This window comes from Lactococcus sp. KTH0-1S (assembly GCF_052544945.1).
Genome location: NZ_CP195165.1, coordinates 70477 through 95034 on the forward strand (window position 1 = coordinate 70477; position 24558 = coordinate 95034).

Consider the following 24558-nt stretch of genomic DNA (forward strand, 5'->3'; position numbering starts at 1 on the left):
TCCATAGGTTTACAACGAATGTAAATCTGGTTTACACAAGGCTTTTGTCTAGATAGAAGGCGAGAATGCAATCATCAATATATTCACCATCAATGAAAAATTCTTTTTTCAAACATCCTTCTTCAACAAAGCCTAATTTATTATAAAGTTTCAAGGCTGCTGGATTTGAACCCATCACTTGAATTGTAATTTTTTTGAATCCTTCTTTTTTTGCAAAATCAATAAAGAAGTTTATTAGTGTAGTAGCCACGCCCTTACCTCTGGCTTCTTGTGCTGTCATAATGCCAAAGGTGACAGTATGTCTTCCAAATTCAGATTTGTGGCGGGGGGCGTAATCAAGTATTCCAAGAATTTCATCATTTTCTACTGCCAGAAAATAAGTGGTTCCAGTCATAATTTTACCGATAATTTTTTCTGCTGAGGAATCCATGACGTGTGGAGTTGAAGCTAGGGTCCAGTTTTCATTTTCCAATTGAGCAACTTTGACAAAGTCACGTGGTTCTATTTTTCTAATTTCCATTAAATCTTTCTCCAAATTCTAAAAAAATATCTATTTACACATTATAAACGTAAAAAAGCTATTAAATGAACTGATTTATTAAGTCTTGCGACTTTTCTAGAGCAAATTTTTGTTATAATTATTTTAACATAATATAAAGAGGGTGTGAACAATGGCTAAATTTGGATTTTTAGATGTTTTGGAAGAAGTTTTAGAAAAAGGATTTACTTATGATTTTGAAATGAATTGGGATAAGCGTAATTTTGCGGTAGAAGTCAGCTTTTTACTAGAGGCAGAAAATAGTTCCGGAGCGCTTTTGACTGATGCAGAAGGAGTAGAATCAGCAGAAAATATTGTCTATGAGGATGCAGTTTTATTTTATAATCCCGCTAAATCACGTTTTGATGAAAATGATTATTTGGCAACAATTCCTTATGGTGAAAAAGGCTTATCTCGTGAATTTTTGGCTTATTTTGCTCAATTTTTACAAGAAAGTGCCGATCAAGGCTTGGATGATTTAATGGACTTTCTAGCTGATGAAGCTGCCGAAGAATTTTCAGTCAATTGGGATAAAGAAGCTTTTGAAAATGGCATTGCTGATTTATCTGAAACAGACTTTTATAAGTATCCAAGATATTAAGAAATTTAGAAAGATTTAAGAAATAAAAAATGAGTATTTTAAATGTAAAAAATCTATCCCACGGTTTTGGTGACCGCGCAATTTTTGAAGATGTAAGTTTCCGTTTGCTAAAAGGCGAGCACATCGGATTTGTTGGGGCAAATGGTGAGGGTAAATCAACTTTCATGAATATTATCACAGGAACTCTGGTTCCTGATGAGGGAAAAGTAATCTGGTCGAAAAAACACCGGGTTGGCTATATGGATCAACACGCTGTGCTTGGAAAAGGTAAAACGACACGTGAAGCATTGGCTGAGGCTTTTCAATATCTTTTTGATATAGAAGCGCAAATCAATGATACTTACATGAAAATGGCAGAAATGTCAGAAGATGAGATGAATGCTGCGCTTGAGAATGTAGGAGAACTTCAAGAAGAATTGGATAATAGTGACTTTTATCTCATTGATGCCAAAGTTGAAGAAACAGCACGAGGTCTTGGTTTAACTCCTCTTTTGGATAAAGATGTAGCCGAGCTTTCTGGAGGGCAAAGAACAAAAATTTTACTTGGTAAACTTTTGCTTGAAAAACCAGATATCTTGCTTTTGGATGAACCAACAAACTATTTGGATGAAGAACATATTTTATGGTTGAAAAATTACCTTAAAAACTATGAAAATGCCTTTATTTTGATTTCGCATGATGTGCCATTTATGGATGAAGTGGTCAATATCATTTATCATGTGCATGGTCTAGGGATTACCCGCTATTCAATGGGGTATGCGGAATTTGAACGTGTCTTTGAAGAGAAAAAGGCACAGCTTGAATCTTTGCATAATGCGCAGGTCGCTGAGCAAGCTAAACTTAAAGATTTCATTGCCCGTAAAAAAGCGAATGTGGCAACATCTGGTCAAGCAAAAGCGCGTGAGAAAAAATTGGCGAAAATGGAAATTGTTGAGACTATTTCTGAAAAGCCAAAACCTCATTTTGATTTTAAATTTAGTCGAAAACCAAGTCGTCTCGTTTTTGAGGCAAAAGATTTAGTTATTGGTTACAATGAACCTTTGTCGTCAGAAATTAATTTAAAAGTAGAATCTGGACAAAAAATTGCCTTTATTGGTTCCAATGGGATTGGGAAATCGACTTTGCTTAAGAGTTTAATGGGCTTGATTCCAAGTCTTGATGGGGAAGTTGAAAAAGGAAATTTCCAAGATATTGCTTATTATGAGCAAGAAATCAAAAATCCTTCGCAAAAAACGGTACTTGATGATTTATGGGATGAGTATCCAAGTTGGAATCAAGCAGAACTCCGCGGGGCACTTGCTCGGGTGGGCTTGACGGCTAAACAAATTGAATCACGTGTTTATGTTCTTTCAGGTGGAGAGCAAGCAAAATTACGTTTTGCTAAATTAATGAATACCGAATCTAACATTCTCATCTTGGATGAACCAACCAATCATTTGGACGTGGACGCTAAAGAAGAACTCAAACGTGCACTTATTGAATATCCGGGAACTGTTTTGATGGTTTCACATGAACCAGAATTTTATGAAGGTCTGGTTTCTGATGTCATTAACTGTGAAGAATGGACAACTCGTATTTTGTAATTACTGATTAATTCTTATGCTAGTTTATCTCTAATTTTTCTTAAAAATTGGTAGTTGAACTGCAGTTATACTGGCTTGCACAAAAAATTAAACAGTATTAGGAGAAAAATGACTCAGAAACTTCATCCTTGGGAAAATCCCGAACAAGATTACGCACGAACTTTGGCAAAACGCCGCTCAGAGCGGCGTTATCGGAGCTTACAGTTAGTAAAGACGCTTAAAATTTTACTGACAGAATTTAAAAAGTACGATGTGAATAATTTTAACTCAGAGATATTGAGTTGGATTGATTTGCTTGAAGATGCTGTTGAATATGTTGATGATGAAGATTTTAAGTCAGCAAAAAAATTTGTTTCGCGAATGCAAAGAGAACTAAAAAAACTTGAAAAGTAAATTTTTTACTGACAGGAAAGAGGACTTTAAGGGCACTATGAAAAGTTATAGTTTTCAAGCTGAACTGGAAATTATCGGTATCAATCCCTTTGTGGCTGTACCGCCAGATATCTTGCAGAAAATATTTCAGGATTCAGAGCGAGAAAAATCGCCAATTCCTATTTGTGGTCAGATTAATGAAAAAACTTATCAGCAAAATCTAATGTTTTTCAAAGGGGATTGGCGCTTATATGTCAATACGACGATGCTGAAAAATTCGCCTAAAAGAATCGGGGAAATCTTTGATTTTACAATTTCCTATGATTCAGAGCCACGAATTGTCAAGCAACCACAAGTTTTAAGTGAAGCATTAGCCAAAAATCCGGAAGCAAAAAAAGTATTTGACCAATTAACTCCCTCTAAACAAGTTGAAATTAATCGTTATATTGCAAGGTTGAAAACAGAAGAAGCTATCGAGCGAAATGTTAGGCGAGCGATTGGTTTCTTACTGGGAAAGAACTCTTTTGTAGGCCGAGATAAACCATAGAAAGAAAGATGAAATAAATGAATAATTGGAATTCAATCACAATAAAAATCAGTCGGGAAGCCGAAGAGGCCATTTCAGCTTTGCTGATAGAGGCGAGTTCAGCCGGCGTTGAAATTACTGACAGTGCTGATTATCTTAATCACGAAGACCAATTTGGCGAAGTTCTTCCTGAAATTGAACAATCTGATTTTGTTGAAATTACTGCTTATTATCCAGAAAATATGCCAATTGTGGAACTCAAAGCCGAAATTGAACATAAAATCGCAAATTTGAGTGATTATTTTTCACTGACAGGTCTGTCAGTAACAACGAATAACCTGTCAGAAACAAATTGGGCAGAAGCTTGGAAAAAATATTTTGAACCAGCACGAATTACGCATGATTTAACCATTGTGCCGAGTTGGACAGAGGATTACGTGGCGACAGGCTCTGAAAAATTGATTCGTCTTGACCCTGGTATGGCTTTTGGGACTGGAACACATCCAACGACCAAAATGTCACTCTACGCCTTAGAACAAGTTCTTCGTGGTGGAGAAACGTTACTTGACGTTGGAACAGGTTCGGGCGTGCTGTCAGTTGCAGCTTCATATCTTGGTGCAGCAGAAATATTTGCTTATGATATTGATGAAGTGGCTGTGCGCGTGGCTTTAGAAAATATTGAACTCAATCCTGGTCATGAAAAAATTCACGTTTCAGCAAACAATCTGCTTGAAGGAATTGACAAAAAAGCGGATGTCATTGTGGCTAATATTTTGGCTGATATCCTTGTTTTAATGACAGAAGACGCATTCCGCTTGGTCAAAGAAGAAGGCTATCTCATTATGTCAGGAATTATTGCTGACAAAGCGGATATGGTCATTGCATCAGCAGAAAAAGCTGGATTTTTCCTTGAAACACGAATGATTCAAGGCGAATGGAACTGCCTGATTTTCAAGAAAACAGAAAATCGTGAAGGCGTCATTGGTGGATAAAAGGCTTAAATAAAGTCGTTTATCTTTCAGTCAATGGAGAAGCACAATAAAGAAAAGATTAGATTCAAAACTTTATTCTAAGAAATGATTGGAAAAAAATATGGCCAACCAATATTTTGTATTTAAAAAATTACCAGAACTGGGCGAAGAATTTATCATTGAAGATCAAGCAGCAGCTCATCATATTTTCACAGTGATGCGGGCTAAAAGTGGTGACCAAATCCGTCTTGTTTTTACTGACGGTGAAATTGGGCTGTCGGAAGTCGTTTCGCCAAGTGACCAATCAGTGAAGCTGATAAAATTACTGACAGAGTCCTCAGAATTGCCTGTTCAAATTACAGTAGCTGTAGGATTTCCTAAAGGAGACAAGCTCGATTTTATTGTTGAAAAATCAACAGAATTAGGAGCCACAGCCATTTGGTCAGCACCTTTTAAAGCTTCTGTCAGTAAATGGGACAAGAAAAAACTGACAAAAAAACAAGAAAAATTGGAAAAAGTTGCTCTAGGAGCAGCCGAACAATCACGCAGACAAATGATTCCAGAACTTCAACTTTTTGAGCAATTTACTGATTTACTTGATAATTTTTCTGATTTTGACCAAGTTCTTATCGCCTATGAAGAATCAGCAAAAATGGGTGAGAAAACAATGTTCAAACAAGCACTGACAGAAATGTTACCCAACCAAAAAGTGCTTATCGTTTTTGGACCAGAAGGCGGAATCAGTCCAGACGAAATCACAAAATTTTCCGATTTAGGTGCAAAAATGATTGGCTTAGGGCCGCGAATTTTAAGAGCAGAAACAGCTCCATTATATGCCCTCTCAAGTATTTCAGCTTATTTTGAATTATTATAAATAAAGAAAAATTTTTAGGAAATCGATTATGAAAAAACGTGCACAACGTAACAAAAAACGAATTCGCTGGGCTTCAGTTCTCACAGTTTTCGTTCTTTTAATTGGAATAATTGCAATTGCTTTTGCTGGGGTTCATTTGTTAAGCCCTAAAACAAATACAAGCCCAAAAAGCAGTCAAACTTCAAGTCAAGAAAAAGCTAAAAGCACTGCCTCATCTAGTGCTTCTCAACCAAAAGAAACAAAATGGCTGGCTGGAACAAATGAAAATCAACTGCCCATTTTGATGTTTCATTATGTCACTTCAAGAGCAGATCAGCTCCCACAAGATAGTAATAACATCAATATTGTAACCTTTGAAAATGAATTAAAAGCGCTGAAAGAAAAAGGCTACACAACGGTTAGTGGCTCAGATGCCGAAAAAATTCTAACGACCAAAGAAAAACCAAGTGATAAAATGGTTTGGCTTACTTTTGATGATGGTTCAGTCACAATGTATACTGAAATTTTCCCTTTATTGAAAAAATACAATATGCATGCCACGAATTTTATTATCACAGGTTATGTGAATAAAGGCCAAGGCGGAATTTTGACCTGGGAACAAATCAAGGAAATGAAAGCAAGTGGACTTGTTGATTTTGGCAGTCATACGGTCAGCCACCCTGATTTAGGAAAGCTCACTTTGGAAGCTCAACGAACAGAACTTGAACAATCAAAAGCAGATTTAGATAAAAACCTCGAGCAAAAAACAGATATCATCTGTTATCCAGCAGGGGGTTATAACCAAAATACCTTGAATTTAGCCAACGAGTTAGGCTATAAGTTTGGTTTGCTTGACCCCGGTCGTAACGGTGCTGTTGCAATAGCAGCCAAAGAAAGTGATGGTTTATTAACGCTACCGCGCTTTAGAATGATGAGTTCTACCACAACTGAGCAAATGCTACAAATGATTCAACCCTCAACCGATTATAATGAAAAAAATAAATAAACTCCGAATAATCGGAGTTTTATCTTTAGTTTTGCAATAGTCATCCTTTTGCTTAACCTACAAATGTGGTAGAATAGATTAAATTAAGTGAAATAAACCTTAACTTACAAAATTTGATGAGATGATATATTAATCTAAATAAGGAGGAAAACTGGTCACCATTTTAGAGTCAACTTTAAAATGGTCTAGTATCTAAAGTTATGCCTAAAGAACCAGATTTAACCGGAGCAGAGGTTGTCAATATCTGTTCTGACTACATGAATGAAACAGACCTTTTACTCGTAGAAAAAGCACTTGCTTGTGCTTCACTTGCCCATGCAGACCAATATCGTGCATCAGGAGAAGCTTACTTTGTCCACCCTACCCAAGTTGCAGGAATTTTAGCCAAATTAAAACTGGATGCCGTTACCGTTTCCTGTGGTTTTTTGCATGATGTTGTTGAAGATACCAATTTTACTCAAGGTGATTTGCAAGAATTATTTGGCGACGAAATTGCTGAAATTGTTGATGGAGTTACTAAGTTAGGTAAAGTTGAGTATAAGTCACACGAAGAACAATTGGCTGAAAACCACCGTAAGATGCTTATGGCTATGTCCAAAGACATTCGTGTTATTTTGGTCAAATTGGCTGACCGCTTGCACAATATGCGCACGCTTAAACATCTCAGACCAGATAAACAAAAGCGGATTTCACGTGAAACCATGGAAATTTATGCCCCTCTTGCTCATCGCTTGGGGATTGCCAGTATCAAGTGGGAATTAGAAGATTTATCATTCCGTTATCTTGAAGAAGCAGAATTTTATCGCATTCGTGGTCTCATGAATGAAAAAAGAACGGCTCGTGAAGCGCTTGTTGCTGAAGTAATTGGTAAATTACAAGAACGAGTCGAAAAAGCTGGAGTTGACGCAGAAATTTACGGTCGTCCAAAACATATTTATTCTATTTATCGTAAAATGCACGATAAGAAGAAACGTTTTGATGAGATTTATGACCTGATTGCCATTCGTTGTATCACAGAAACAACAAGTGACGTTTACACAACTTTAGGTTATATTCATGACCTTTGGAAACCAATGCCAGGTCGTTTTAAAGATTATATTGCCAATCCAAAAGCCAATGGTTATCAATCTGTCCATACAACCGTTTATGGTCCCAAAGGCCCAATGGAATTCCAAATTAGAACACGAGAAATGCACCAAATTGCTGAGTTTGGGGTTGCCGCTCACTGGGCTTACAAACAAGGAATTAAAGCGAAAGTTGATGTTCATGAAATTTCTGAAACCTTGAATTGGATTCATGAACTTGTGGAATTGCGTGAAGAAGCTGGTGATTCAGCAGAAGATTTTGTCAAAGCCGTTCAAGAAGATATTTTATCAGATAAGATTTATGTCTTCACTCCAAATGGCGAAGTCCAAGAATTACCAAGAGGTTCAGGTCCTATTGACTTTGCTTATGCTATCCATACAAAAGTTGGTGACCATGCGACTGGAGCTAAAGTAAATGGACGAATGAAACCATTATCTGTTCAACTAAAAACAGGTGATCGGGTTGAAATTATTACCAGCTCAAGCTCTTTTGGACCAAGCCGTGACTGGATTAATCTAGTTAAAACTAATAAAGCCAGAAACAAAATCAAACAATTCTTTAAGAACCAAGATAAAGAATTGTCGGTCAATAAAGGCCGTGAAATGTTACAAGAAGCTTTGGAAGAAGGCGGATTTGTACCAAATCAGTATTTAGATAAGAAACATCTAGATGAAGTCTTCAATAAGATTAGCTACCGTAATGCGGAAGCTTTGTATGCAGCGATTGGATTTGGTGAGCTTTCAGCAACAACAATTGCCAATCGTTTAACTGAAAATGAACGTCGTGAAGTTGAGAGAGCCAAACAAAAAGCCGAAGCTGAAGAGCTGATGAAGGGTGAAGTTAAACGCGAATCAAGTAAAAACATCATGAAGATTCGTCACGATGGTGGAGTCAGTGTTTCAGGGATTGATAGCCTACTTGTTCGTATCGCCAAATGTTGTAATCCTGTTCCAGGGGACCCAATTGTGGGGTATATTACAAAAGGTCGTGGTGTTTCAGTTCATAGAGCTGATTGTCAAAATGTGCGAAGTATGGAAGACTTTGAACAAAGACTTGTTGAAGTTGAATGGGATGATTCAGAAAACTTAGTGAAAGAATATGTCGCTAATATTGATGTCTATGGCTTTAATCGTCCTGGATTACTCAATGATGTGATGCAAGTTTTATCAAATTCTACTAAAAATTTGATTTCAATTAATGCTCAACCCACTAAAGATAAAAAAATGGCGAATATTCACATCGCTTTAGGCATTAAAAATCTATCAGATTTGACTTTAATTGTTGATAAAATCAAAATGACCCCAGATGTTTATTCTGTAAAACGGACAAATGCTTAAAAAAGAGCTTGACTTAGTCAAGCTCTTTTAAATTACTTTCTTTAATAATATAATTGGGACGTTTTTTTGTTTCCAGGAATATTTTAGCGATATATTTACCAATAATTCCAAGGGAGAGAAGTTGTAAGCCGCCTAAAAGTAAAATCAAAACAATCAAAGTTGGGAAACCTTGAACAGGGTCACCAAAAATCAGTGTTTTAAGAAGATAAAAAATACTGAGTAAAAGCGAGGCTAAAAAACTAAAAAAACCAACAAACGTCGCAATATTGAGTGGCATATCCGAAAAATTTATAATCCCATCAATAGAATAACGGAGAAGTTGACTAAAAGACCAAGAAGTCTGACCAGCACTTCGTTCATGATTTTCGTATTCTAAATAAGTTACATCATAACCGACCCAAGAAAAAAGTCCTTTTGCAAAACGATTATTTTCTCTGAGTGTCAAAATACTATCCACAACTTGACGAGTCATAAGCCGAAAATCTCTGGATCCTTCCACAATAGGTGTAGTCGATACTTTATTAATAATCTTATAAAAAAGTCGAGAGAAAAATGAAATCAGTGGAGATTCACCAGAACGTGAGATTCTGCGAGCACCAATACTATCATAACCTTCTTGAAGTTTCTGATACATAGAAACAAGTAGTTCAGGTGGATCTTGTAAATCAACATCCATTACTGTAACAAGAGGTTCTGTAGTAGCTTCTAAACCAGCAAGTAAAGCTGCTTCTTTACCAAAATTTCTTGAGAAACTAATGTAGTTAATATTATCAACTTGACTCGCTAATTTTTTTATAAGAGGAAGCGTTTGGTCACTAGAACCGTCGTTTACAAAGTAAAAAAACTTTTTTAGCTCGAGTTTTTCTGTTTTGTCATTTACCTCTTTAATAAAGAGCTCAATCGTTTCTTCTTCGTTATAAACGGGGACAACAATCGCTAATTCTTCCATTTTTTTCCTTTTTTATTTTTTTATCTTATCTTAGTACCTATTTATGATAATACCTAAAGAGTCCTGTGATGTCAAGCTTTCTTTTGATGTTATTAAAATGAAGAAATGTCCAAAGAGAGCTGATTAAAATTGGACTTTTTGTGCTATACTGTCAGTAAAGAGATTATCATAGGAGTGAAATATAAAGATTATGAAAATAGTAATTCAACGTGTAAAGTCAGCTTCTGTCAGTATTGATGGAGTTATTAAGGAAAAAATTAATCAAGGCTTTTTATTGTTGGTTGGGGTTGAAGATGCTGACAGCAATTTTGATTTGGATTATGCAGTACGTAAAATCGCGCAAATACGAATTTTTTCAGATGAAGCTGATAAAATGAATCTCTCCGTTCAAGATATTCAAGGAGAGATTTTGTCAATTTCTCAGTTTACTTTGTATGCGGAGACTAAAAAAGGGAATCGTCCGAGCTTTTCTGCAGCAGGTAAACCTGATTTTGCAAAAGCAATGTATGAAAAATTTAATGATAGCTTAGCTCAGATTGTGCCGGTTAAAGTAGGCATTTTTGGGGCTGATATGCAAGTTGAGTTGATAAATGATGGTCCTGTCACTATTATTTTAGATACGAAAGAAGCTAGAAAAAATGGCTAAAAGACTGCAAAAAAGTAGCGTAAAAAAACGGGTTCCTGTTCGCTCTGTCAGTAAAATAAAAACTTATCAGTCCTCAGAAAAACCTGACCAAGTTGGTGAAATTTGGCAAAATAATATTATTGGCTCACTTGATAACGGTTATTCAAAAGAGCAGGCTAGAAAACAACAAAGTCAAAACCTGACTGAACGTCAGAAACGAAAAATTGAGGAAATGCAAAGCAATCCGGAGATGATTCAAGCGCGTGAAGAACTTAAAGAAGAGTTTCTCAATACTCATCCACAATATGCCAAGATGACGAGTGAAGAATTGCAAGAATCAATGACTCATCATGCTTTAGAAGATGAAAAGCTTAGAAAACAAAAGCTCCGTCATCACATTGAAGCATTTGCTGACGGAATTATTGCGGTCATCATTACTATTATGCTCCTTGAGATCCCTGTACCTTCTGGTAATCAAGGCTATTGGGAGTTCATCAGTTCAGTTGGAATCTTCTTAGTTAGTTTTGTTGTTACAGCTAATTTTTGGTTCAATCGTCACAAGATTTTTGCTCTGACAGAGGAAATTACGGAAAAAATCATTGTTCAAGATTTTATCTTTATTGGTTTGCTTTCACTAATTCCGCTGTTGACCAAATGGATTATGGTTGCTCCAACATCATTTAGTGCCCTGAATTTTGGTCTGGTTTTGATTGTGATTTTACTTCAGCAGGAGCTTTTAAGTTATTCAATTACTAAAGATCATTTTCATAAAATGCCTAAATCTTTTAAATTCTGGCGTCGTGTTTGGTTAATCAGGCTATTCTCAACTATTCTAATGAATGTTGTCATCATGATTATTGCCATTATTTTTCCATTTTATGGACATTGGCTCTTTGTTATTGTTCCTATTTTTAACTTTTTGTTCCGCATGGTTAATGACCGCAATCAGGAGGAAGAAGTTTATGCTGCTACACGTTCTATCGGTGTTCCTTATTTGAAAGAAGGTTAATAATGACTGTAAAAAATATTATTTTTGATTTAGGTGGTGTAATTTTAGACTTAGGTTTTGAACGAATGGTCAACTCCTTTGAGAACTTAGGAATAAAAGATTTTTCTGCTTATTTTAATCCGCAAAAGCAAGTCGATTTTTTTGAGGAATTAGAATTAGGCCTTATTTCTCCCGAAATTTTTTATGACAAGTTTAGAGAAGCAACAAATAGCCAACTGACAGATGAAATAATTGAAGAAAATTGGAATTTAATTCTAAAAGATTTCCAAAAAGAACGAATGGATTTACTGACAGAGCTGTCAGCAGATTTTTCACTCTATCTTTTTTCAAATACGAATGCTATTCACGCTAAGTGTTTTGAGCAACGTTGTATTGAAGAAATGGGTCAGCCTCTATCAACTTATTTTAGAAAAACTTATTATTCACATGACTTGCATTTAAGAAAGCCAACAGTTGAAAGTTTTCAAGAGGTTCTTCGTCAGTCAAATTTAAAGGCTGATGAAACTTTATTTATTGATGACAATGCGGATAATATCTTGGGGGCGCAAGCAGCAGGTTTGAAAACGTATCATCTAAAGGCACCAAAAGTACTGACAGAACTCAATTTCCAAGAAATAATTTACTGACAAGTCTGTCAGTAATTTTTTTTGGAAAAAATATTTTTATACTGCATAAAGTTAGTTCTTGACAATTGTCAGACAATTCGGTAAAATACAGTTTATTGAAATTATTTAGTTACAAATTCAGAAAAATGAGGATTTATTATGGGATTTATGAGAAAAGCTGATTTTGAGCTTTATCGAGACGCAGATAAACACTATAATCAGGTGTTAACCACACGTGATTTTCTTGCACTAGGTGTTGGAACAATTATTTCGACTTCTATCTTTACTTTACCAGGTCAGGTCGCTGCACAATTTGCAGGCCCAGGCGTTGTCTTTTCTTACCTGCTTGCTGCATTGGTCGCTGGTTTTGTTGCCTTGGCTTATGCTGAAATGTCAACAGTGATGCCATTTGCAGGTTCAGCCTATTCTTGGATTTCAGTCTTATTTGGCGAAGGCTTTGGTTGGATTGCTGGTTGGGCTTTGCTTGCGGAATATTTTATTGCCGTTGCCTTTGTTGGTTCAGGCTTCTCAGCAAATCTGCAACAATTGCTAGCGCCACTCGGTTTCCATCTCCCAAAAGTATTGGCCAATCCATTTGGTACAGACGGTGGAGTTGTCGATATTATTTCACTTTTAGTCATTTTACTCTCGGCAATTATTGTCTTTCGTGGGGCATCTGATGCTGGACGAATCAGCCAAATTCTTGTTGTGCTTAAAGTAGCCGCTGTCATTGCTTTCATTATTGTTGGAATTACGGTCATTAAGCCAGCAAATTACCATCCATTTATTCCGCCACACAATCCTAAAACAGGTTTTGGTGGCTTCTCGGGAATCTGGTCTGGTGTGTCAATGATTTTCTTGGCCTATATCGGTTTTGATTCAATTGCAGCCAATTCAGCGGAAGCTAAAAATCCCCAAAAAACAATGCCACGTGGAATTATTGGGTCGCTTCTCATTGCTGTTGTTCTATTTGCAGCAGTAACCTTGGTACTTGTAGGGATGCATCCTTACTCAGCCTACGCAGGAAACGCAGCACCAGTTGGTTGGGCTCTTCAACAATCAGGTTATTCTGTTTTATCAGAAGTTGTAACAGCTATTGCACTTGCCGGAATGTTTATCGCCCTTTTGGGAATGGTTCTTGCAGGTTCACGTTTGCTTTATGCTTTTGGACGCGATGGACTTTTACCTAAAGGTTTGGGTAAAATGAATGCTCGAAATCTTCCAGCAAATGGCGTGTGGACCTTAGCCATTGTTGCTATTGTCATCGGGGCATTCTTCCCCTTTGCTTTCCTTGCTCAACTTATTTCAGCAGGAACTTTGATTGCTTTCATGTTTGTTACACTTGGAATCTATTCACTTCGTCGTCGTCAAGGAAAAGATTTGCCAGAAGCAACTTACAAAATGCCTTTCTACCCAGTTTTACCAGCTCTTGGTTTTATTGGTTCATTGTTTGTATTTTGGGGATTGGATGTGCAAGCAAAACTTTATTCAGGAATTTGGTTCCTTATTGGAATTTTGATTTATTTTGCTTATGGAAATCGTCGAAGCAGAAAATCAGAAGAAAAATAAAAAGATATTATAAAAAATGGTTTCAAAATCTTTTGGAACCATTTTTTTATCACCATTTTTGAGCGGACAAAAATTGCTAAAATTACTAAAATAAGTTAAAATAGGGAAGTTATCAGCAACTATGATATGAGGAGTAAATTACCCAAAAATGAAAGAATATGAAAAACAACATCGAATCTTTTATGTCTTTTTACGCAATCTTGTCGCTTTTTTACTTTTCATTTTGAATGGAAAAAGTAAATACTACAATGTTGACCGAATTCCTAAAGATGAAAATTATATATTAGTCGCCCCTCACCGAATGGCTTGGGAGCCAGTTTGGTTTGCTTTTGCAACTCGTCCCAAACAATTTATTTTCATGGCGAAAAAAGAATTGTTTAAAGGATTTGGGGGTTGGTGGATTAAAATGTGTGGTGCCTTTCCAGTTGACCGCGAAAATCCAGGAACTAAGCCTTTAAAACATGCGGTTAAAATGCTTAAAGAATCAGATAAATCAATGATTATGTTTCCATCAGGAAGTCGTCATAGTGCAGAGATGAAAGGTGGCGTTGCGGTCATTGCTAAAATGGCAAAAGTCCGTATTGTACCTGCCGTCTATCAAGGGCCTTTGACGATGAAAGGTGTTTTCAAACGTCAAAAAGTTTCAATAAATATTGGACATCCAATTGATATTTCAGATATTAAAAAAATGGATGAAGCAGGTATTGCCGAAGTTAACCGTCGAATGGAAGTTGCTTTTGCGGAGCTTGATAAAGAATTGAACCCAGATTTTCATTATGAAGCAAAATAAAAAAACTCTAGCAAATTGATTTGCTAGGTTTTTTTGACTTATTCTGAATCAAAAAGTCCTGCTTCTGTCAGATTGAAATCAGACAGAAAGCTCAAAATAATTGATTTTTCTTGTTCATTATATTTATTGAAAATTTGTCCAAGTTTAATATCCATGATTTTATGCATTTTATCGTGAATGGTCGCTACTTTTCGACCTTTGACTGTCAGGTGATAGAAAATTTTCTTTTTATCACTTTCAGATTGATAAGTAGTTAAAAACTGATATTTGATTAAATTTTGGACAGCACGAGTCACTCCGCCACGAGTGACGGATAATTTTGTGGCTAATTCGATACCAGTTAAATCTTCTTTGGTCAAAGCTGACAAAATGTGAAGAGCAACAACTGACAATGTCAAAACTTCTTTTTCCAATTTATCATTATCTAATTGCTCTAAAATCCAGCTTCTTTCCTGAGAACGATTGTCAGTTGCATGTCGTAACTCATGCAATTCTTTTGAAATTTGTTGGTTGAGGTCTGCTGAGGTCATCTTATCCATGCTTACATTATACAATAAAAGGGAATTAGAAGTCTTTTCCTAATTTTTCTGCACTGGTAAATGCTTTTTCTTTTAATTCATCCGCACGTTCTGGGTAGCGAGCATACCCTTCTACGAAAAGTTGTTGACGGTTCGCGTCAATAATTCCTGCCATTTTCATTGTTTGGTCAATATAAGCAGCACCTAAATCATTAGCCATATGTGTTGGGTCTTGTTCATTATGATAAAATCCTCCGGCTGATTGAATATGAAGCGATTTTTTTCCTTCAAGTAAGCCAATCGGACCATTTTCAGTATAACGGAAAAGTTTTCTAGGCACAGCAATAACATCAATATATTGTTTCAATTCCGCAGTGACAAAGCCGTTGTACATCGGGTTGACGAAAACATATTTGTCAGCTGATAGAAATTCTTCTAAATATTCTTCGTGTCGATGTAGTAAATTTTTATCGTCAGCACTCAGTGAATCAGGAACATATTTATTACGTTTCCAAGCAGCAAAAGTTTCATTATCAAGAGCTGGGACCTTTTCTGAAAATAAATCACGGATGATTATTTTATCTAAAGGATGAGATTCTTGATAAGATTTTTTGAATTCTTCTACTGTAGCAAGAGACCAGCTAAAGTCGTCAGTATGTGGGTGAGCTAAAATTATAAGTAAAGTTGTCATTTTTGAATTCTTCTTTCTTTTTTGTTGATAAGCAACATTATAAACTTAGTTTTGTTGCTTGTCAACATGAAGGTTAATTAAATTCGAATTATTTGTGGTATTCCAGTTTGTAAAAGCTATGTAAAAGTGTTACAATTAATGGTAATATCCACTTATTTTGTGAAAGAGAAATTATGCCGAATATTATTAGAAAACTTGTCGAAAACGACAAAAAAGAGCTCAAAAAGCTCAATAAAATGGCGCTTCAAGTTGAAAGTTTCGCTGATGAAATGGAACATTTGACTGATGAGCAATTGAAAGCCAAAACTCCCGAATTAAAAGAACGTATTGCAAAAGGAGAAAGTCTTGATGATCTTCTCTATGAAGCATTTGCTGTCTGTCGTGAAGCAGCCCGCCGTGTACTTGGCTTGTACCCTTTCCACGTTCAAATTATGGGTGGGATTGTCTTACATAATGGGGACGTTCCCGAAATGCGTACTGGTGAAGGTAAAACTTTAACTGCGACAATGCCAGTTTATCTTAACGCTTTGTCAGGTAAAGGCGTTCACGTTGTTACTGTCAATGAATATTTGGCAACTCGTGATATGACTGAAATGGGTGAACTTTACAGCTGGCTTGGATTGACTGTTGGTTTGAACTTGAATTCAAAATCTCCAGAAGAAAAACGCGAAGCTTACAACTGTGACATCACCTATTCAACATCAGCTGAGCTTGGCTTTGACTATCTTCGTGATAACATGGTAACACGTGCCGAAGATATGGTTCAAAAGCCATTGAACTATGCTCTTGTCGATGAAGTTGACTCAATCTTGGTCGATGAAGCCAGAACACCTTTGATTATTTCTGGACAAGCTGAAAGTTCATCAGCACTTTACTATCGTGCTGACCAATTCACTAAGACATTAAAAGGTCAAAACTTGAATGTTGCTACTTCTGAATATGAAGAAGGCGACGATTACAAGATTGATTTACAATCAAAAACAATTTCCTTAACTGAAGAAGGAATTGATAAGGCCGAAAAATTCTTCCAAATCGAAAATCTTTATGATATGGAAAATGTTGCCTTAACTCACTTTGTAGATAATGCTTTACGTGCCAACTTTATCATGCTTCACGACATCGACTATATGGTTGATGAAAACCAAGAAGTTTTGATTATTGACCAATTTACTGGACGTACGATGCCTGGACGTCGTTATTCTGATGGTCTTCACCAAGCAATTGAAGCTAAGGAAGCTGTGCCAATTCAAGATGAATCAAAAACAATGGCTTCAATTACGATTCAAAACTACTTCCGGATGTATAAAAAGTTGTCAGGGATGACAGGGACTGCTAAAACTGAAGAAGAAGAATTCCGTGAGATTTATAACATTCAAATCACACCAATTCCAACCAACCGTCCTGTTCAACGTTTAGACCATCCAGATTTACTTTACCCAACTTTGGAAGCTAAATTTAAAGCAGTTATTGATGATATTAAACGTCGTCATGCTGAAGGTCAACCAATATTGATTGGTACTGTTGCCGTCGAAACTTCCGAATTGATTTCTAAGAAACTGGTTGAAGCAAAAATTCCTCATGAAGTTTTGAATGCGAAAAATCACTTCCGTGAAGCCCAAATCATCATGAATGCGGGTCAACAAGGAGCAGTGACGATTGCAACCAATATGGCCGGTCGTGGGACTGATATCAAGCTTGGACCTGGTGTAATTGACCATGCAGACCCTGAATTCCGAGGTCTTGCTGTTATTGGTACTGAGCGCCATGAATCTCGCCGTATTGATAATCAATTACGTGGTCGTTCTGGACGTCAAGGTGACCCAGGGGTATCACAATTCTATCTTTCTCTTGAAGATGAATTAATGAAACGTTTTGGTTCGGAACGTGTTTCAGCTTTCCTAGATAGAATGCGTATTTCTGGTGAAGATGCTGTCATCAAATCTGGGTTGATTACTCGTCAGATTGAAAGTTCACAAAAACGTGTCGAAGGAAATAACTACGATTCTCGTAAACAAGTCTTGCAATATGATGATGTCATTCGTGAGCAACGTGAAGTTATTTATGCGCAACGTCAGGAAGTTATCTTGGCTACAGAAGATATGACTCCTGTTTTGATGGGCATGTTCAAGCGAACAATTGATCGTCAAGTGGATGGTCATGAACTTGCAGGAAGTCTTAAAGATGAAGAAAATGTCAAAAATCTCTTGCAAACATTGCACAATACAATGTTGCCAGAAGATGGCATTGAATTGTCTGAACTGACAGGTTTGTCAGTACAAGCAATGAAAGATTTGATTTTTGATAAAGTCAAAGCTCGTTATGCTTCACAAATGGAAAAATTATCTGACCCAGAACGTCAGTTGGAATTCCAACGTGCAGTTATCTTACGAGTTGTTGATAATAACTGGTCAGAACACATTGATGCGCTTGACCAAATGCGTCAATCAGTAGGACTTCGTGGTTATGCCCAAAATAACCCTATTGTTGAATATCAAGAAGAATCATATAAAATGTACAATAATATGATTGGTGCGATTGAATTTGAAGTGACTCGTTTGATGATGAAAGCTCAAATTCAACCACAAACGGCAATCCGTCAGGAAGCGCCAAGAATGACAACCACAGCTTCACAAGGAAATATTACAAATGTTGATACTGAACATTCTGTCAGTGAAGAAATTTCATTTGAAAATGTTGGACGTAACGACCTTTGTCCTTGTGGTTCTGGTAAGAAGTTTAAAAATTGTCACGGACGTACACATATTGCCTAAAAGGCCAATTAATTTACTGACAGCTCTGTCAGTAAATTTTTTTATATTAATGGACGCAAATAAGTATAGAATTAAATGAATTTTTGATACAATAGATAAAATAACAAAGCGAAATACGAGGAATTGGAATGAGTTTTAAAGAAATAAGTCCTAAGATAAATATCGATGCAATTAAGATGTTGGGACATCTCAACAGTGAGCAACAAGAAAAAAAATTGCAACGAGATAAAGAACTTGAAGCAATTATAAAAGGTGAAGATGACCGTTTACTCTTGATTATTGGGCCATGTTCGTCAGACAATGAAGAAGCGGTTTTAGAATATGCTCGCCGTTTAGCTAAACTTCAAGAAGCAGTTAAAGATAAAATTTTTATGGTCATGCGTGTCTATACTGCAAAACCTCGTACAAATGGTGATGGCTATAAAGGGTTGATTCACGAACCAGATGCTGATGGTCATACCGATTTAATCAATGGAATTAAAATGGTTCGTGACTTACATTACAAGGTCATCACTGAAACTGGTTTGACAACTGCTGATGAAATGCTTTACCCAGAAAATCTTCCAATGGTAGATGATTTGGTCAGCTACCATGCAATTGGTGCACGTTCTGTTGAAAATCAACAACACCGTTTTGTTGCATCTGGGATTGATGTGCCAACTGGTTTAAAAAATCCAACATCAGGAAATTTGAAAGTGATGTTTAATGGAATTTACGCCGCTCAACAATCACAAGATTTCCTCTTTGGTCGTGCAGAAGTTCAAACATCAGGAAATTCTTTAGCACATGCGATTTTGCGTGGTGGACAAGATGAAAATGGAAAATACCATCCAAACTACTACACTGATAACTTGCTTGATACAATTGAAATATATGAAAAAATGGGCTTGAAAAATCCTTTTATTGTCATTGATACAAACCATGATAACTCTGGTAAGAAATTTATGGAACAAATCCGTATTGTTCGTCAAACCTTAGTTAATCGTGACTGGGATGATAAAATTCGCCAAAATGTTCGTGGCTTTATGATTGAATCTTACCTAGAAGATGGTCGCCAAGATAAACCAGAAGTATTTGGTAAATCAATTACTGACCCATGTTTAGGTTGGGATAAAACAGAGGCACTTGTTCAAGAAATTTACGAAGCCGAAAACAAAAATAACTAAAAATAAAAGCTGTCAGAACTGACAGCTTTTTTTCAGCTCATTTTCTTCAGGAAAATAATATAAAAAATACTTATTTGATGATAAAAGAAATCAAAGTGTAGCGACCATTCAAAAGCAGCTATGAAAAAAATAATGAAAAATTAACAGCAGATATTGCAAACCCTTTCGTTTTGTGGTACAATTTCAAGAGTGATAGATATTTTAGATATCGTCAATAAAAATGAAAAAACATCTAAGGAGAACCATAAAAATGGCATCTAAAGAATTCCACATCGTTGCAGAAACTGGTATCCATGCACGTCCAGCTACATTGCTTGTGCAAACAGCTTCAAAATTCACATCAGAAATCACTTTGGAATACAAAGGTAAATCAGTAAACCTTAAATCAATCATGGGTGTTATGTCACTCGGTGTTGGTCAAGGCGCTGACGTTACTATTTCAGCTGAAGGTGCAGATGCTGACGATGCAATCTCAACAATCGCTGAAACAATGACTAAAGAAGGACTCGCAGAATAATCATGACAACTATGCTTAAAGGTATCGCCGCATCATCAGGTGTAGCAGTAGCTAAGGCATACTTGCTTGTCCAACCAGATTTGTCTTTTGAAACAAAGACAATTGCTGATACAGCTAATGAAGAAGCTCGCCTTGATGCAGCACTTGCTACATCTCAAAGCGAGCTTCAACTTATTAAGGACAAAGCAGTAACAACCCTTGGTGAAGAAGCAGCATCTGTATTTGACGCTCATATGATGGTCCTCGCTGACCCAGATATGACTGCTCAAATTAAAGCAGTAATCAACGACAAAAAAGTTAACGCTGAATCAGCCCTCAAAGAAGTAACTGATATGTTTATCGGTATCTTTGAAGGAATGACTGATAATGCTTATATGCAAGAACGTGCAGCTGACATTAAAGACGTTACAAAACGTGTTTTGGCTCACCTTCTTGGTGTTAAATTGCCAAGTCCAGCGCTTATCGATGAAGAAGTAATCATCGTAGCAGAAGACTTGACACCATCTGATACAGCTCAATTGGACAAGAAATTCGTTAAAGCCTTTGTTACTAACATTGGTGGACGTACTTCTCACTCTGCAATTATGGCTCGTACTTTGGAAATTCCTGCTGTTCTTGGAACAAATAATATTACTGAACTTGTTTCTGAAGGTCAACTTTTGGCTGTTTCAGGATTGACTGGTGAAGTAATTCTTGATCCATCTACTGAACAACAAAGCGAATTCCACAAAGCTGGTGAAGCTTATGCTGCTCAAAAAGCAGAATGGGCTGCTCTTAAAGATGCTGAAACTGTTACAGCTGACGGACGTCATTATGAGCTTGCTGCTAATATCGGAACACCTAAAGACGTTGAAGGTGTTAACGATAACGGTGCTGAAGCAATTGGTCTTTATCGTACAGAATTCTTGTACATGGATGCACAAGATTTCCCTACAGAAGATGACCAATACGAAGCATATAAAGCTGTACTTGAAGGAATGAACGGTAAACCAGTTGTTGTCCGTACAATGGACATCGGTGGTGACAAAACATTGCCTTACTTTGACCTTCCTAAAGAAATGAACCCATTCCTCGGATGGCGTGCACTTCGTATCAGCCTTTCAACAGCTGGTGACGGAATGTTCCGTACACAATTGCGTGCACTCTTGCGTGCTTCTGTACACGGACAACTTCGTATCATGTTCCCAATGGTTGCTCTCGTAACTGAGTTCCGCGCAGCTAAGAAGATTTATGACGAAGAAAAAGCAAAATTGATTGCTGAAGGTGTTCCAGTTGCAGATGGTATCGAAGTAGGTATCATGATTGAAATTCCAGCAGCAGCAATGCTTGCAGACCAATTTGCTAAGGAAGTTGATTTCTTCTCAATTGGTACAAACGACCTCATCCAATATACAATGGCTGCAGACCGTATGAATGAACAAGTTTCTTACCTTTACCAACCTTACAATCCATCAATCCTTCGTTTGATTAACAATGTAATCAAAGCAGCTCATGCTGAAGGTAAATGGGCTGGCATGTGTGGTGAAATGGCCGGCGACCAAACTGCTGTACCATTGCTTATGGGTATGGGGCTTGACGAATTCTCTATGTCAGCAACATCAGTACTCCAAACTCGTTCACTTATGAAACGTTTGGATTCTAAGAAAATGGAAGAATTGTCTAGTAAAGCTTTGAGCGAATGTGCAACAATGGAAGAAGTTATTGCCCTCGTTGAAGAATACACTAAATAATCTTTTCAATTGATTTGAAGAAATGAATCCTGTCAGTTCTGACAGGATTTTTTGTAATCTATTTATCAACAACAAATTTACTGACAGAAAAACTTATCCACGTGGATAAGTTTTTTGTATTATTTTAATGTTAAAGCGTAAAATAATGATAAGTGGAGAGAAATGACAAATTTAATTTTTTTGATTACTGGTTAGTTGGAGACGTAGGTTACAGTCTCATTTTGATATTCATTTTACCTAACGAAATTAATATTAAGTTCTGGCTTATTTTGACGGGTAAGCAAACTAGCTATAATATTGTCCTACTAATTCTGATGGCCTTGACTAATCTAATTCAACGGGTGATGACCTCAAATTCTATTTATTGGACGAAACAAAAATATATTATTCTAATATTGAATTGTATTTTACTTTCAGTGACAACTTTTTGGTTGCTAACATTTTCTTTTGGGCAGTAAAAAAGTTACTGACAAAAAGTCTGTCAGTAACTTATACGTGCTTAAAATGGTAATCCTTTAGTGAATTTTCCAAGTTTTTGTTCAGTAACTTTTTCGATTTGGCTTAGCGCATCGTTAACAGCGTCAGTAACCATATCTTGTAAAGTTTCAGGATCTTCAGGGTCAATCACATCAGGTTTGATGTCAAGAGATTTCAAAGTGCGGTCACCTGAAAATTCAACAGTTACAAGGTCTTGAGCAGATTTACCAACAAAAATTGTATTGGCAATTTCTTCTTGTGAAACTTGCATTTGTTTTTGAAGTTTTTGTGCTTGTTTCATCATTGATTGCATATTCATCATGGAAATATTACCTCTTTTAGAAATTTTGTTGAAAGCCTTTCAACACTTCTCTATTTTACCATAAAAAAAGATAATAAAAAAATAGGAAAATAAAGGAGAGGCAAATGAAACTTATGTAAAGTCACTTTTTATTTACTGACAGAAGTAGAAAGGTTTGAGGAGCTTCTTGTCAGTAAAATTGAGACAAAAAAACTCAGCCTTAGCTGAGTTTTGTTAGTGCGGTGGGCGGGACTTGAACCCGCACCAAGAAAATTCCCGACAGGATCCTTAATCCTGCGCGTCTGCCAATTCCGCCACCACCGCGAAAACAGTACCTAAATATAATACCATTTTCATTGTTCTCTGTCAAGAATTAACTCGTAATTTACTGACAAGATTTATAGTAAATTATGGATTATAAGCTTTCATAAATTTTGAAATTGTTTGACGATAAAGTTCAGGGTTTGTTTCAAATGATTTGGCGTGAGCAGCCCCTTTGATAACCAGTAATTCTTTTGGCGTTCCTTTTTTGACGGCTTTATAATTTTCGTAAACCATCGAAGTAGGGACGTAAGTATCCTTACTTCCATGAATCAATAGAATAGGAAGTTTATCTTTTGTCAGTGCTTTTTTAGCACTAGCCTCTTGGAAAAACCAACCTTGTCGCAATTTACTTTCAAGAGAAACACTATAAACGAGTGGAAAAGGTGGAATATTATAACTTTCTTTTGCTTGATAAGTAATTTCATCCCAAGCGTTGGTATATCCACAATCTTCAATAATATTTTTTACTGACGAAGGCAAAGATTTTTCGCTAGAAGCCATCATTACTGTAGAAGCACCCATGGAAAGTCCGTAAAGACTGATTTGACTCTCAGGATTCTTGTCAGTTAAATAGTTAGCCCAAGCAATGACATCGAATTTGTCATGATAACCAAAAGTGATGAATTTGCCTTCTGACTGACCAGCCCCACGATTATCTGGCATGAGCACATTATAACCTAATTCATGAAAAAGTTGACCATACTGGCGCATAGCCGACTTATCTTGGCGAAAACCATGTACCACGATTACTGTATTATTAGTTTTGTGCTCAGCTGGAACATACCATGCATCAAGTTTCAGACCATCATTTGTAATTGACTCAGTACTTTTTGATAATTTATCGAATTTTTGTACCAAAGAATAATTAGGACTGCTACTTTTGACCTGACCAATCTGTTGATTATTTCGAACACAGGCAATTTGATAAAAATATAAAGTTGCTCCTAAATTAATAACTAAAAGAAGAGCAAAAAGTCCAATTATCACACGCCAGATTTGTTTTTTTCTAAATTTTTTCATGAATTTTATTATACATGAAATTCAATGTAAAACCAAAATTAAAAGATTCTCTGTTTTAATAATAGATTTAATCATTCAACTCTAAAAAATAAATTTAGCTTTTTTAATAAAAGTGTGATAGAATGAAGAAAATAGAATAAATACTCCACCGGGAGTTAAATCGTATGAACGATTATTTGCATTTCAGTAGGTCTGAGAAGAAATGTAGATGGTCGTTCTTTTTTTAGCTGAGGAGGCAAAAATGACTTGGATTTATTTACTTATAGCAGGAACATTTGAAGTGGCTTGGGCAACAACAATGAAGTTGAGCCACGGCTTTTCAAATTTGAAGTTTACACTACTGACAATTATCGGAATGATTGCTAGCTTTGGTTTTCTTGCGCTAGCTCTAAAAAAATTACCTTTAGGGATTGCTTATCCGATTTGGACGGGGATTGGAGCCGTTGGCTCAATCTTAATCGGACTTATTCTATTCAAAGATAAAGTCCCACCATTAACTTGGCTTTTCATTGCCTGTTTAGTCGTGGGTATTATTGGAATAAAAGTAACAAGCGGTCACTAAAGATGATACAGTCTTTTAATTTTTTAGTATATAGATTTCATGATATAATAAGAGAATTGGT

Annotated in this window: 24 protein-coding genes and 1 tRNA gene; 18 read left to right on the top strand and 7 right to left on the bottom strand. The window is 36.3% G+C overall.

Going from position 1 to position 24558, the window contains the following annotated elements; all coding sequences use genetic code 11:
- Positions 1-31: 31 nt before the first annotated feature.
- On the bottom strand, positions 32-520 hold the full coding sequence (locus ACRYLU_RS00355; protein ID WP_038598431.1) for a GNAT family N-acetyltransferase: 489 nt from the start codon (positions 518-520) through the stop codon (positions 32-34).
- Between the two features lie 151 nt (positions 521-671).
- Here ACRYLU_RS00355 and ACRYLU_RS00360 point away from each other — a divergent pair, with 151 nt between their 5' ends.
- The 8 genes from ACRYLU_RS00360 (at position 672) to ACRYLU_RS00395 (ending at position 8873) form a co-directional block, all read left to right on the top strand.
- The gene (locus ACRYLU_RS00360) at positions 672-1139 is read left to right on the top strand and encodes a DUF3013 family protein (protein ID WP_010905112.1); all 468 of its coding nucleotides are present in this window, start codon (positions 672-674) and stop codon (positions 1137-1139) included.
- Between the two features lie 29 nt (positions 1140-1168).
- Entirely contained in the window at positions 1169-2722 is a 1554-nt protein-coding gene (locus ACRYLU_RS00365; RefSeq protein ID WP_010905113.1) for an ABC-F family ATP-binding cassette domain-containing protein, read from the top strand.
- Positions 2723-2830: 108 nt separating this feature from the next.
- The gene (locus ACRYLU_RS00370; protein WP_010905114.1) at positions 2831-3115 is read left to right on the top strand and encodes a hypothetical protein; all 285 of its coding nucleotides are present in this window, start codon (positions 2831-2833) and stop codon (positions 3113-3115) included.
- A 37-nt stretch (positions 3116-3152) separates the two neighbouring features.
- A complete protein-coding gene (locus ACRYLU_RS00375; RefSeq protein ID WP_278227919.1) occupies positions 3153-3641 on the top strand; it encodes a YdeI/OmpD-associated family protein in 489 nt (162 codons plus the stop codon).
- Between the two features lie 17 nt (positions 3642-3658).
- Positions 3659-4612 (top strand): 50S ribosomal protein L11 methyltransferase, encoded by a 954-nt coding sequence (gene prmA, locus ACRYLU_RS00380; RefSeq protein ID WP_445081049.1) that lies wholly within the window; start codon positions 3659-3661, stop codon positions 4610-4612.
- Positions 4613-4712: 100 nt separating this feature from the next.
- Entirely contained in the window at positions 4713-5465 is a 753-nt protein-coding gene (locus tag ACRYLU_RS00385; RefSeq protein WP_098393054.1) for a 16S rRNA (uracil(1498)-N(3))-methyltransferase, read from the top strand.
- A 28-nt stretch (positions 5466-5493) separates the two neighbouring features.
- A complete protein-coding gene (locus tag ACRYLU_RS00390) occupies positions 5494-6450 on the top strand; it encodes a polysaccharide deacetylase family protein (protein ID WP_015425639.1) in 957 nt (318 codons plus the stop codon).
- 200 nt (positions 6451-6650) lie between these two features.
- Positions 6651-8873 (top strand): RelA/SpoT family protein, encoded by a 2223-nt coding sequence (locus ACRYLU_RS00395; protein ID WP_003132277.1) that lies wholly within the window; start codon positions 6651-6653, stop codon positions 8871-8873.
- A 13-nt stretch (positions 8874-8886) separates the two neighbouring features.
- Here the strand turns inward: ACRYLU_RS00395 and ACRYLU_RS00400 are convergent, their stop codons facing one another.
- Complete coding sequence (locus ACRYLU_RS00400) at positions 8887-9822, bottom strand: glycosyltransferase family 2 protein (RefSeq protein ID WP_256293621.1); 936 nt, start codon at positions 9820-9822, stop codon at positions 8887-8889.
- A gap of 190 nt (positions 9823-10012) precedes the next feature.
- Between ACRYLU_RS00400 and dtd the strand changes: the two genes are divergently transcribed.
- The 5 genes from dtd to ACRYLU_RS00425 all read left to right on the top strand — a co-directional run bounded on the left by dtd (position 10013) and on the right by ACRYLU_RS00425 (position 14420).
- Positions 10013-10468: a D-aminoacyl-tRNA deacylase gene (gene dtd, locus ACRYLU_RS00405; RefSeq protein ID WP_445081050.1), complete on the top strand. Its 456-nt coding sequence runs from the start codon at positions 10013-10015 to the stop codon at positions 10466-10468.
- A complete protein-coding gene (locus tag ACRYLU_RS00410; RefSeq protein ID WP_038598458.1) occupies positions 10461-11456 on the top strand; it encodes a TMEM175 family protein in 996 nt (331 codons plus the stop codon). The genes dtd and ACRYLU_RS00410 overlap by 8 nt, the downstream gene beginning before the upstream one ends.
- Before the next feature lie 2 nt (positions 11457-11458).
- Positions 11459-12082 (top strand): HAD family hydrolase, encoded by a 624-nt coding sequence (locus ACRYLU_RS00415; protein WP_017863967.1) that lies wholly within the window; start codon positions 11459-11461, stop codon positions 12080-12082.
- A 138-nt stretch (positions 12083-12220) separates the two neighbouring features.
- Positions 12221-13630 (top strand): APC family permease, encoded by a 1410-nt coding sequence (locus ACRYLU_RS00420; RefSeq protein WP_012896953.1) that lies wholly within the window; start codon positions 12221-12223, stop codon positions 13628-13630.
- A 148-nt stretch (positions 13631-13778) separates the two neighbouring features.
- Positions 13779-14420, top strand: coding sequence for a lysophospholipid acyltransferase family protein (locus tag ACRYLU_RS00425; protein ID WP_017863968.1), 642 nt, complete (start codon positions 13779-13781; stop codon positions 14418-14420).
- Positions 14421-14458: 38 nt separating this feature from the next.
- Here the strand turns inward: ACRYLU_RS00425 and ACRYLU_RS00430 are convergent, their stop codons facing one another.
- Positions 14459-14950, bottom strand: coding sequence for a MarR family transcriptional regulator (locus ACRYLU_RS00430; RefSeq protein ID WP_098393056.1), 492 nt, complete (start codon positions 14948-14950; stop codon positions 14459-14461).
- A 34-nt stretch (positions 14951-14984) separates the two neighbouring features.
- On the bottom strand, positions 14985-15629 hold the full coding sequence (locus ACRYLU_RS00435; RefSeq protein WP_445081051.1) for an NAD(P)H-dependent oxidoreductase: 645 nt from the start codon (positions 15627-15629) through the stop codon (positions 14985-14987).
- Positions 15630-15802: 173 nt separating this feature from the next.
- Between ACRYLU_RS00435 and secA the strand changes: the two genes are divergently transcribed.
- The 4 genes from secA to ptsP all read left to right on the top strand — a co-directional run bounded on the left by secA (position 15803) and on the right by ptsP (position 21813).
- Positions 15803-18400, top strand: a complete 2598-nt coding sequence (secA, locus tag ACRYLU_RS00440) for a preprotein translocase subunit SecA (protein ID WP_038598467.1) — start codon at positions 15803-15805, stop codon at positions 18398-18400.
- A 128-nt stretch (positions 18401-18528) separates the two neighbouring features.
- On the top strand, positions 18529-19566 hold the full coding sequence (locus tag ACRYLU_RS00445; protein ID WP_256293623.1) for a 3-deoxy-7-phosphoheptulonate synthase: 1038 nt from the start codon (positions 18529-18531) through the stop codon (positions 19564-19566).
- Between the two features lie 250 nt (positions 19567-19816).
- The gene (locus ACRYLU_RS00450; RefSeq protein ID WP_003132292.1) at positions 19817-20083 is read left to right on the top strand and encodes a phosphocarrier protein HPr; all 267 of its coding nucleotides are present in this window, start codon (positions 19817-19819) and stop codon (positions 20081-20083) included.
- 2 nt (positions 20084-20085) lie between these two features.
- Positions 20086-21813 carry a phosphoenolpyruvate--protein phosphotransferase gene (gene ptsP / locus ACRYLU_RS00455; RefSeq protein ID WP_010905129.1) on the top strand — a complete coding sequence of 576 codons (1728 nt, stop codon included), beginning with the start codon at positions 20086-20088 and terminating at the stop codon, positions 21811-21813.
- A 499-nt stretch (positions 21814-22312) separates the two neighbouring features.
- On the opposite strand, the gene ACRYLU_RS00460 is transcribed toward ptsP, so the two are convergent.
- The 3 genes from ACRYLU_RS00460 to ACRYLU_RS00470 form a co-directional block, all read right to left on the bottom strand.
- Positions 22313-22612, bottom strand: a complete 300-nt coding sequence (locus ACRYLU_RS00460; RefSeq protein WP_038598478.1) for a YbaB/EbfC family nucleoid-associated protein — start codon at positions 22610-22612, stop codon at positions 22313-22315.
- 217 nt (positions 22613-22829) lie between these two features.
- Positions 22830-22915, bottom strand: a tRNA-Leu gene (locus ACRYLU_RS00465).
- Between the two features lie 84 nt (positions 22916-22999).
- Positions 23000-23935: an alpha/beta hydrolase gene (locus ACRYLU_RS00470; RefSeq protein WP_038598481.1), complete on the bottom strand. Its 936-nt coding sequence runs from the start codon at positions 23933-23935 to the stop codon at positions 23000-23002.
- A gap of 241 nt (positions 23936-24176) precedes the next feature.
- Between ACRYLU_RS00470 and ACRYLU_RS00475 the strand changes: the two genes are divergently transcribed.
- Positions 24177-24497, top strand: coding sequence for a SugE family quaternary ammonium compound efflux SMR transporter (locus tag ACRYLU_RS00475; RefSeq protein WP_021723289.1), 321 nt, complete (start codon positions 24177-24179; stop codon positions 24495-24497).
- Positions 24498-24558: the final 61 nt, after the last annotated feature.

Coding starts and splice junctions, on each gene's coding strand:
- ACRYLU_RS00355 (WP_038598431.1), bottom strand. CDS start 520: ATGGAAATTAGAAAAATAGAACCACGTGACTTTGTCAAAGTTGCTCAA.
- ACRYLU_RS00360 (WP_010905112.1), top strand. CDS start 672: ATGGCTAAATTTGGATTTTTAGATGTTTTGGAAGAAGTTTTAGAAAAA.
- ACRYLU_RS00365 (WP_010905113.1), top strand. CDS start 1,169: ATGAGTATTTTAAATGTAAAAAATCTATCCCACGGTTTTGGTGACCGC.
- ACRYLU_RS00370 (WP_010905114.1), top strand. CDS start 2,831: ATGACTCAGAAACTTCATCCTTGGGAAAATCCCGAACAAGATTACGCA.
- ACRYLU_RS00375 (WP_278227919.1), top strand. CDS start 3,153: ATGAAAAGTTATAGTTTTCAAGCTGAACTGGAAATTATCGGTATCAAT.
- prmA (WP_445081049.1), top strand. CDS start 3,659: ATGAATAATTGGAATTCAATCACAATAAAAATCAGTCGGGAAGCCGAA.
- ACRYLU_RS00385 (WP_098393054.1), top strand. CDS start 4,713: ATGGCCAACCAATATTTTGTATTTAAAAAATTACCAGAACTGGGCGAA.
- ACRYLU_RS00390 (WP_015425639.1), top strand. CDS start 5,494: ATGAAAAAACGTGCACAACGTAACAAAAAACGAATTCGCTGGGCTTCA.
- ACRYLU_RS00395 (WP_003132277.1), top strand. CDS start 6,651: ATGCCTAAAGAACCAGATTTAACCGGAGCAGAGGTTGTCAATATCTGT.
- ACRYLU_RS00400 (WP_256293621.1), bottom strand. CDS start 9,822: ATGGAAGAATTAGCGATTGTTGTCCCCGTTTATAACGAAGAAGAAACG.
- dtd (WP_445081050.1), top strand. CDS start 10,013: ATGAAAATAGTAATTCAACGTGTAAAGTCAGCTTCTGTCAGTATTGAT.
- ACRYLU_RS00410 (WP_038598458.1), top strand. CDS start 10,461: ATGGCTAAAAGACTGCAAAAAAGTAGCGTAAAAAAACGGGTTCCTGTT.
- ACRYLU_RS00415 (WP_017863967.1), top strand. CDS start 11,459: ATGACTGTAAAAAATATTATTTTTGATTTAGGTGGTGTAATTTTAGAC.
- ACRYLU_RS00420 (WP_012896953.1), top strand. CDS start 12,221: ATGGGATTTATGAGAAAAGCTGATTTTGAGCTTTATCGAGACGCAGAT.
- ACRYLU_RS00425 (WP_017863968.1), top strand. CDS start 13,779: ATGAAAGAATATGAAAAACAACATCGAATCTTTTATGTCTTTTTACGC.
- ACRYLU_RS00430 (WP_098393056.1), bottom strand. CDS start 14,950: ATGACCTCAGCAGACCTCAACCAACAAATTTCAAAAGAATTGCATGAG.
- ACRYLU_RS00435 (WP_445081051.1), bottom strand. CDS start 15,629: ATGACAACTTTACTTATAATTTTAGCTCACCCACATACTGACGACTTT.
- secA (WP_038598467.1), top strand. CDS start 15,803: ATGCCGAATATTATTAGAAAACTTGTCGAAAACGACAAAAAAGAGCTC.
- ACRYLU_RS00445 (WP_256293623.1), top strand. CDS start 18,529: ATGAGTTTTAAAGAAATAAGTCCTAAGATAAATATCGATGCAATTAAG.
- ACRYLU_RS00450 (WP_003132292.1), top strand. CDS start 19,817: ATGGCATCTAAAGAATTCCACATCGTTGCAGAAACTGGTATCCATGCA.
- ptsP (WP_010905129.1), top strand. CDS start 20,086: ATGACAACTATGCTTAAAGGTATCGCCGCATCATCAGGTGTAGCAGTA.
- ACRYLU_RS00460 (WP_038598478.1), bottom strand. CDS start 22,612: ATGATGAATATGCAATCAATGATGAAACAAGCACAAAAACTTCAAAAA.
- ACRYLU_RS00470 (WP_038598481.1), bottom strand. CDS start 23,935: ATGAAAAAATTTAGAAAAAAACAAATCTGGCGTGTGATAATTGGACTT.
- ACRYLU_RS00475 (WP_021723289.1), top strand. CDS start 24,177: ATGACTTGGATTTATTTACTTATAGCAGGAACATTTGAAGTGGCTTGG.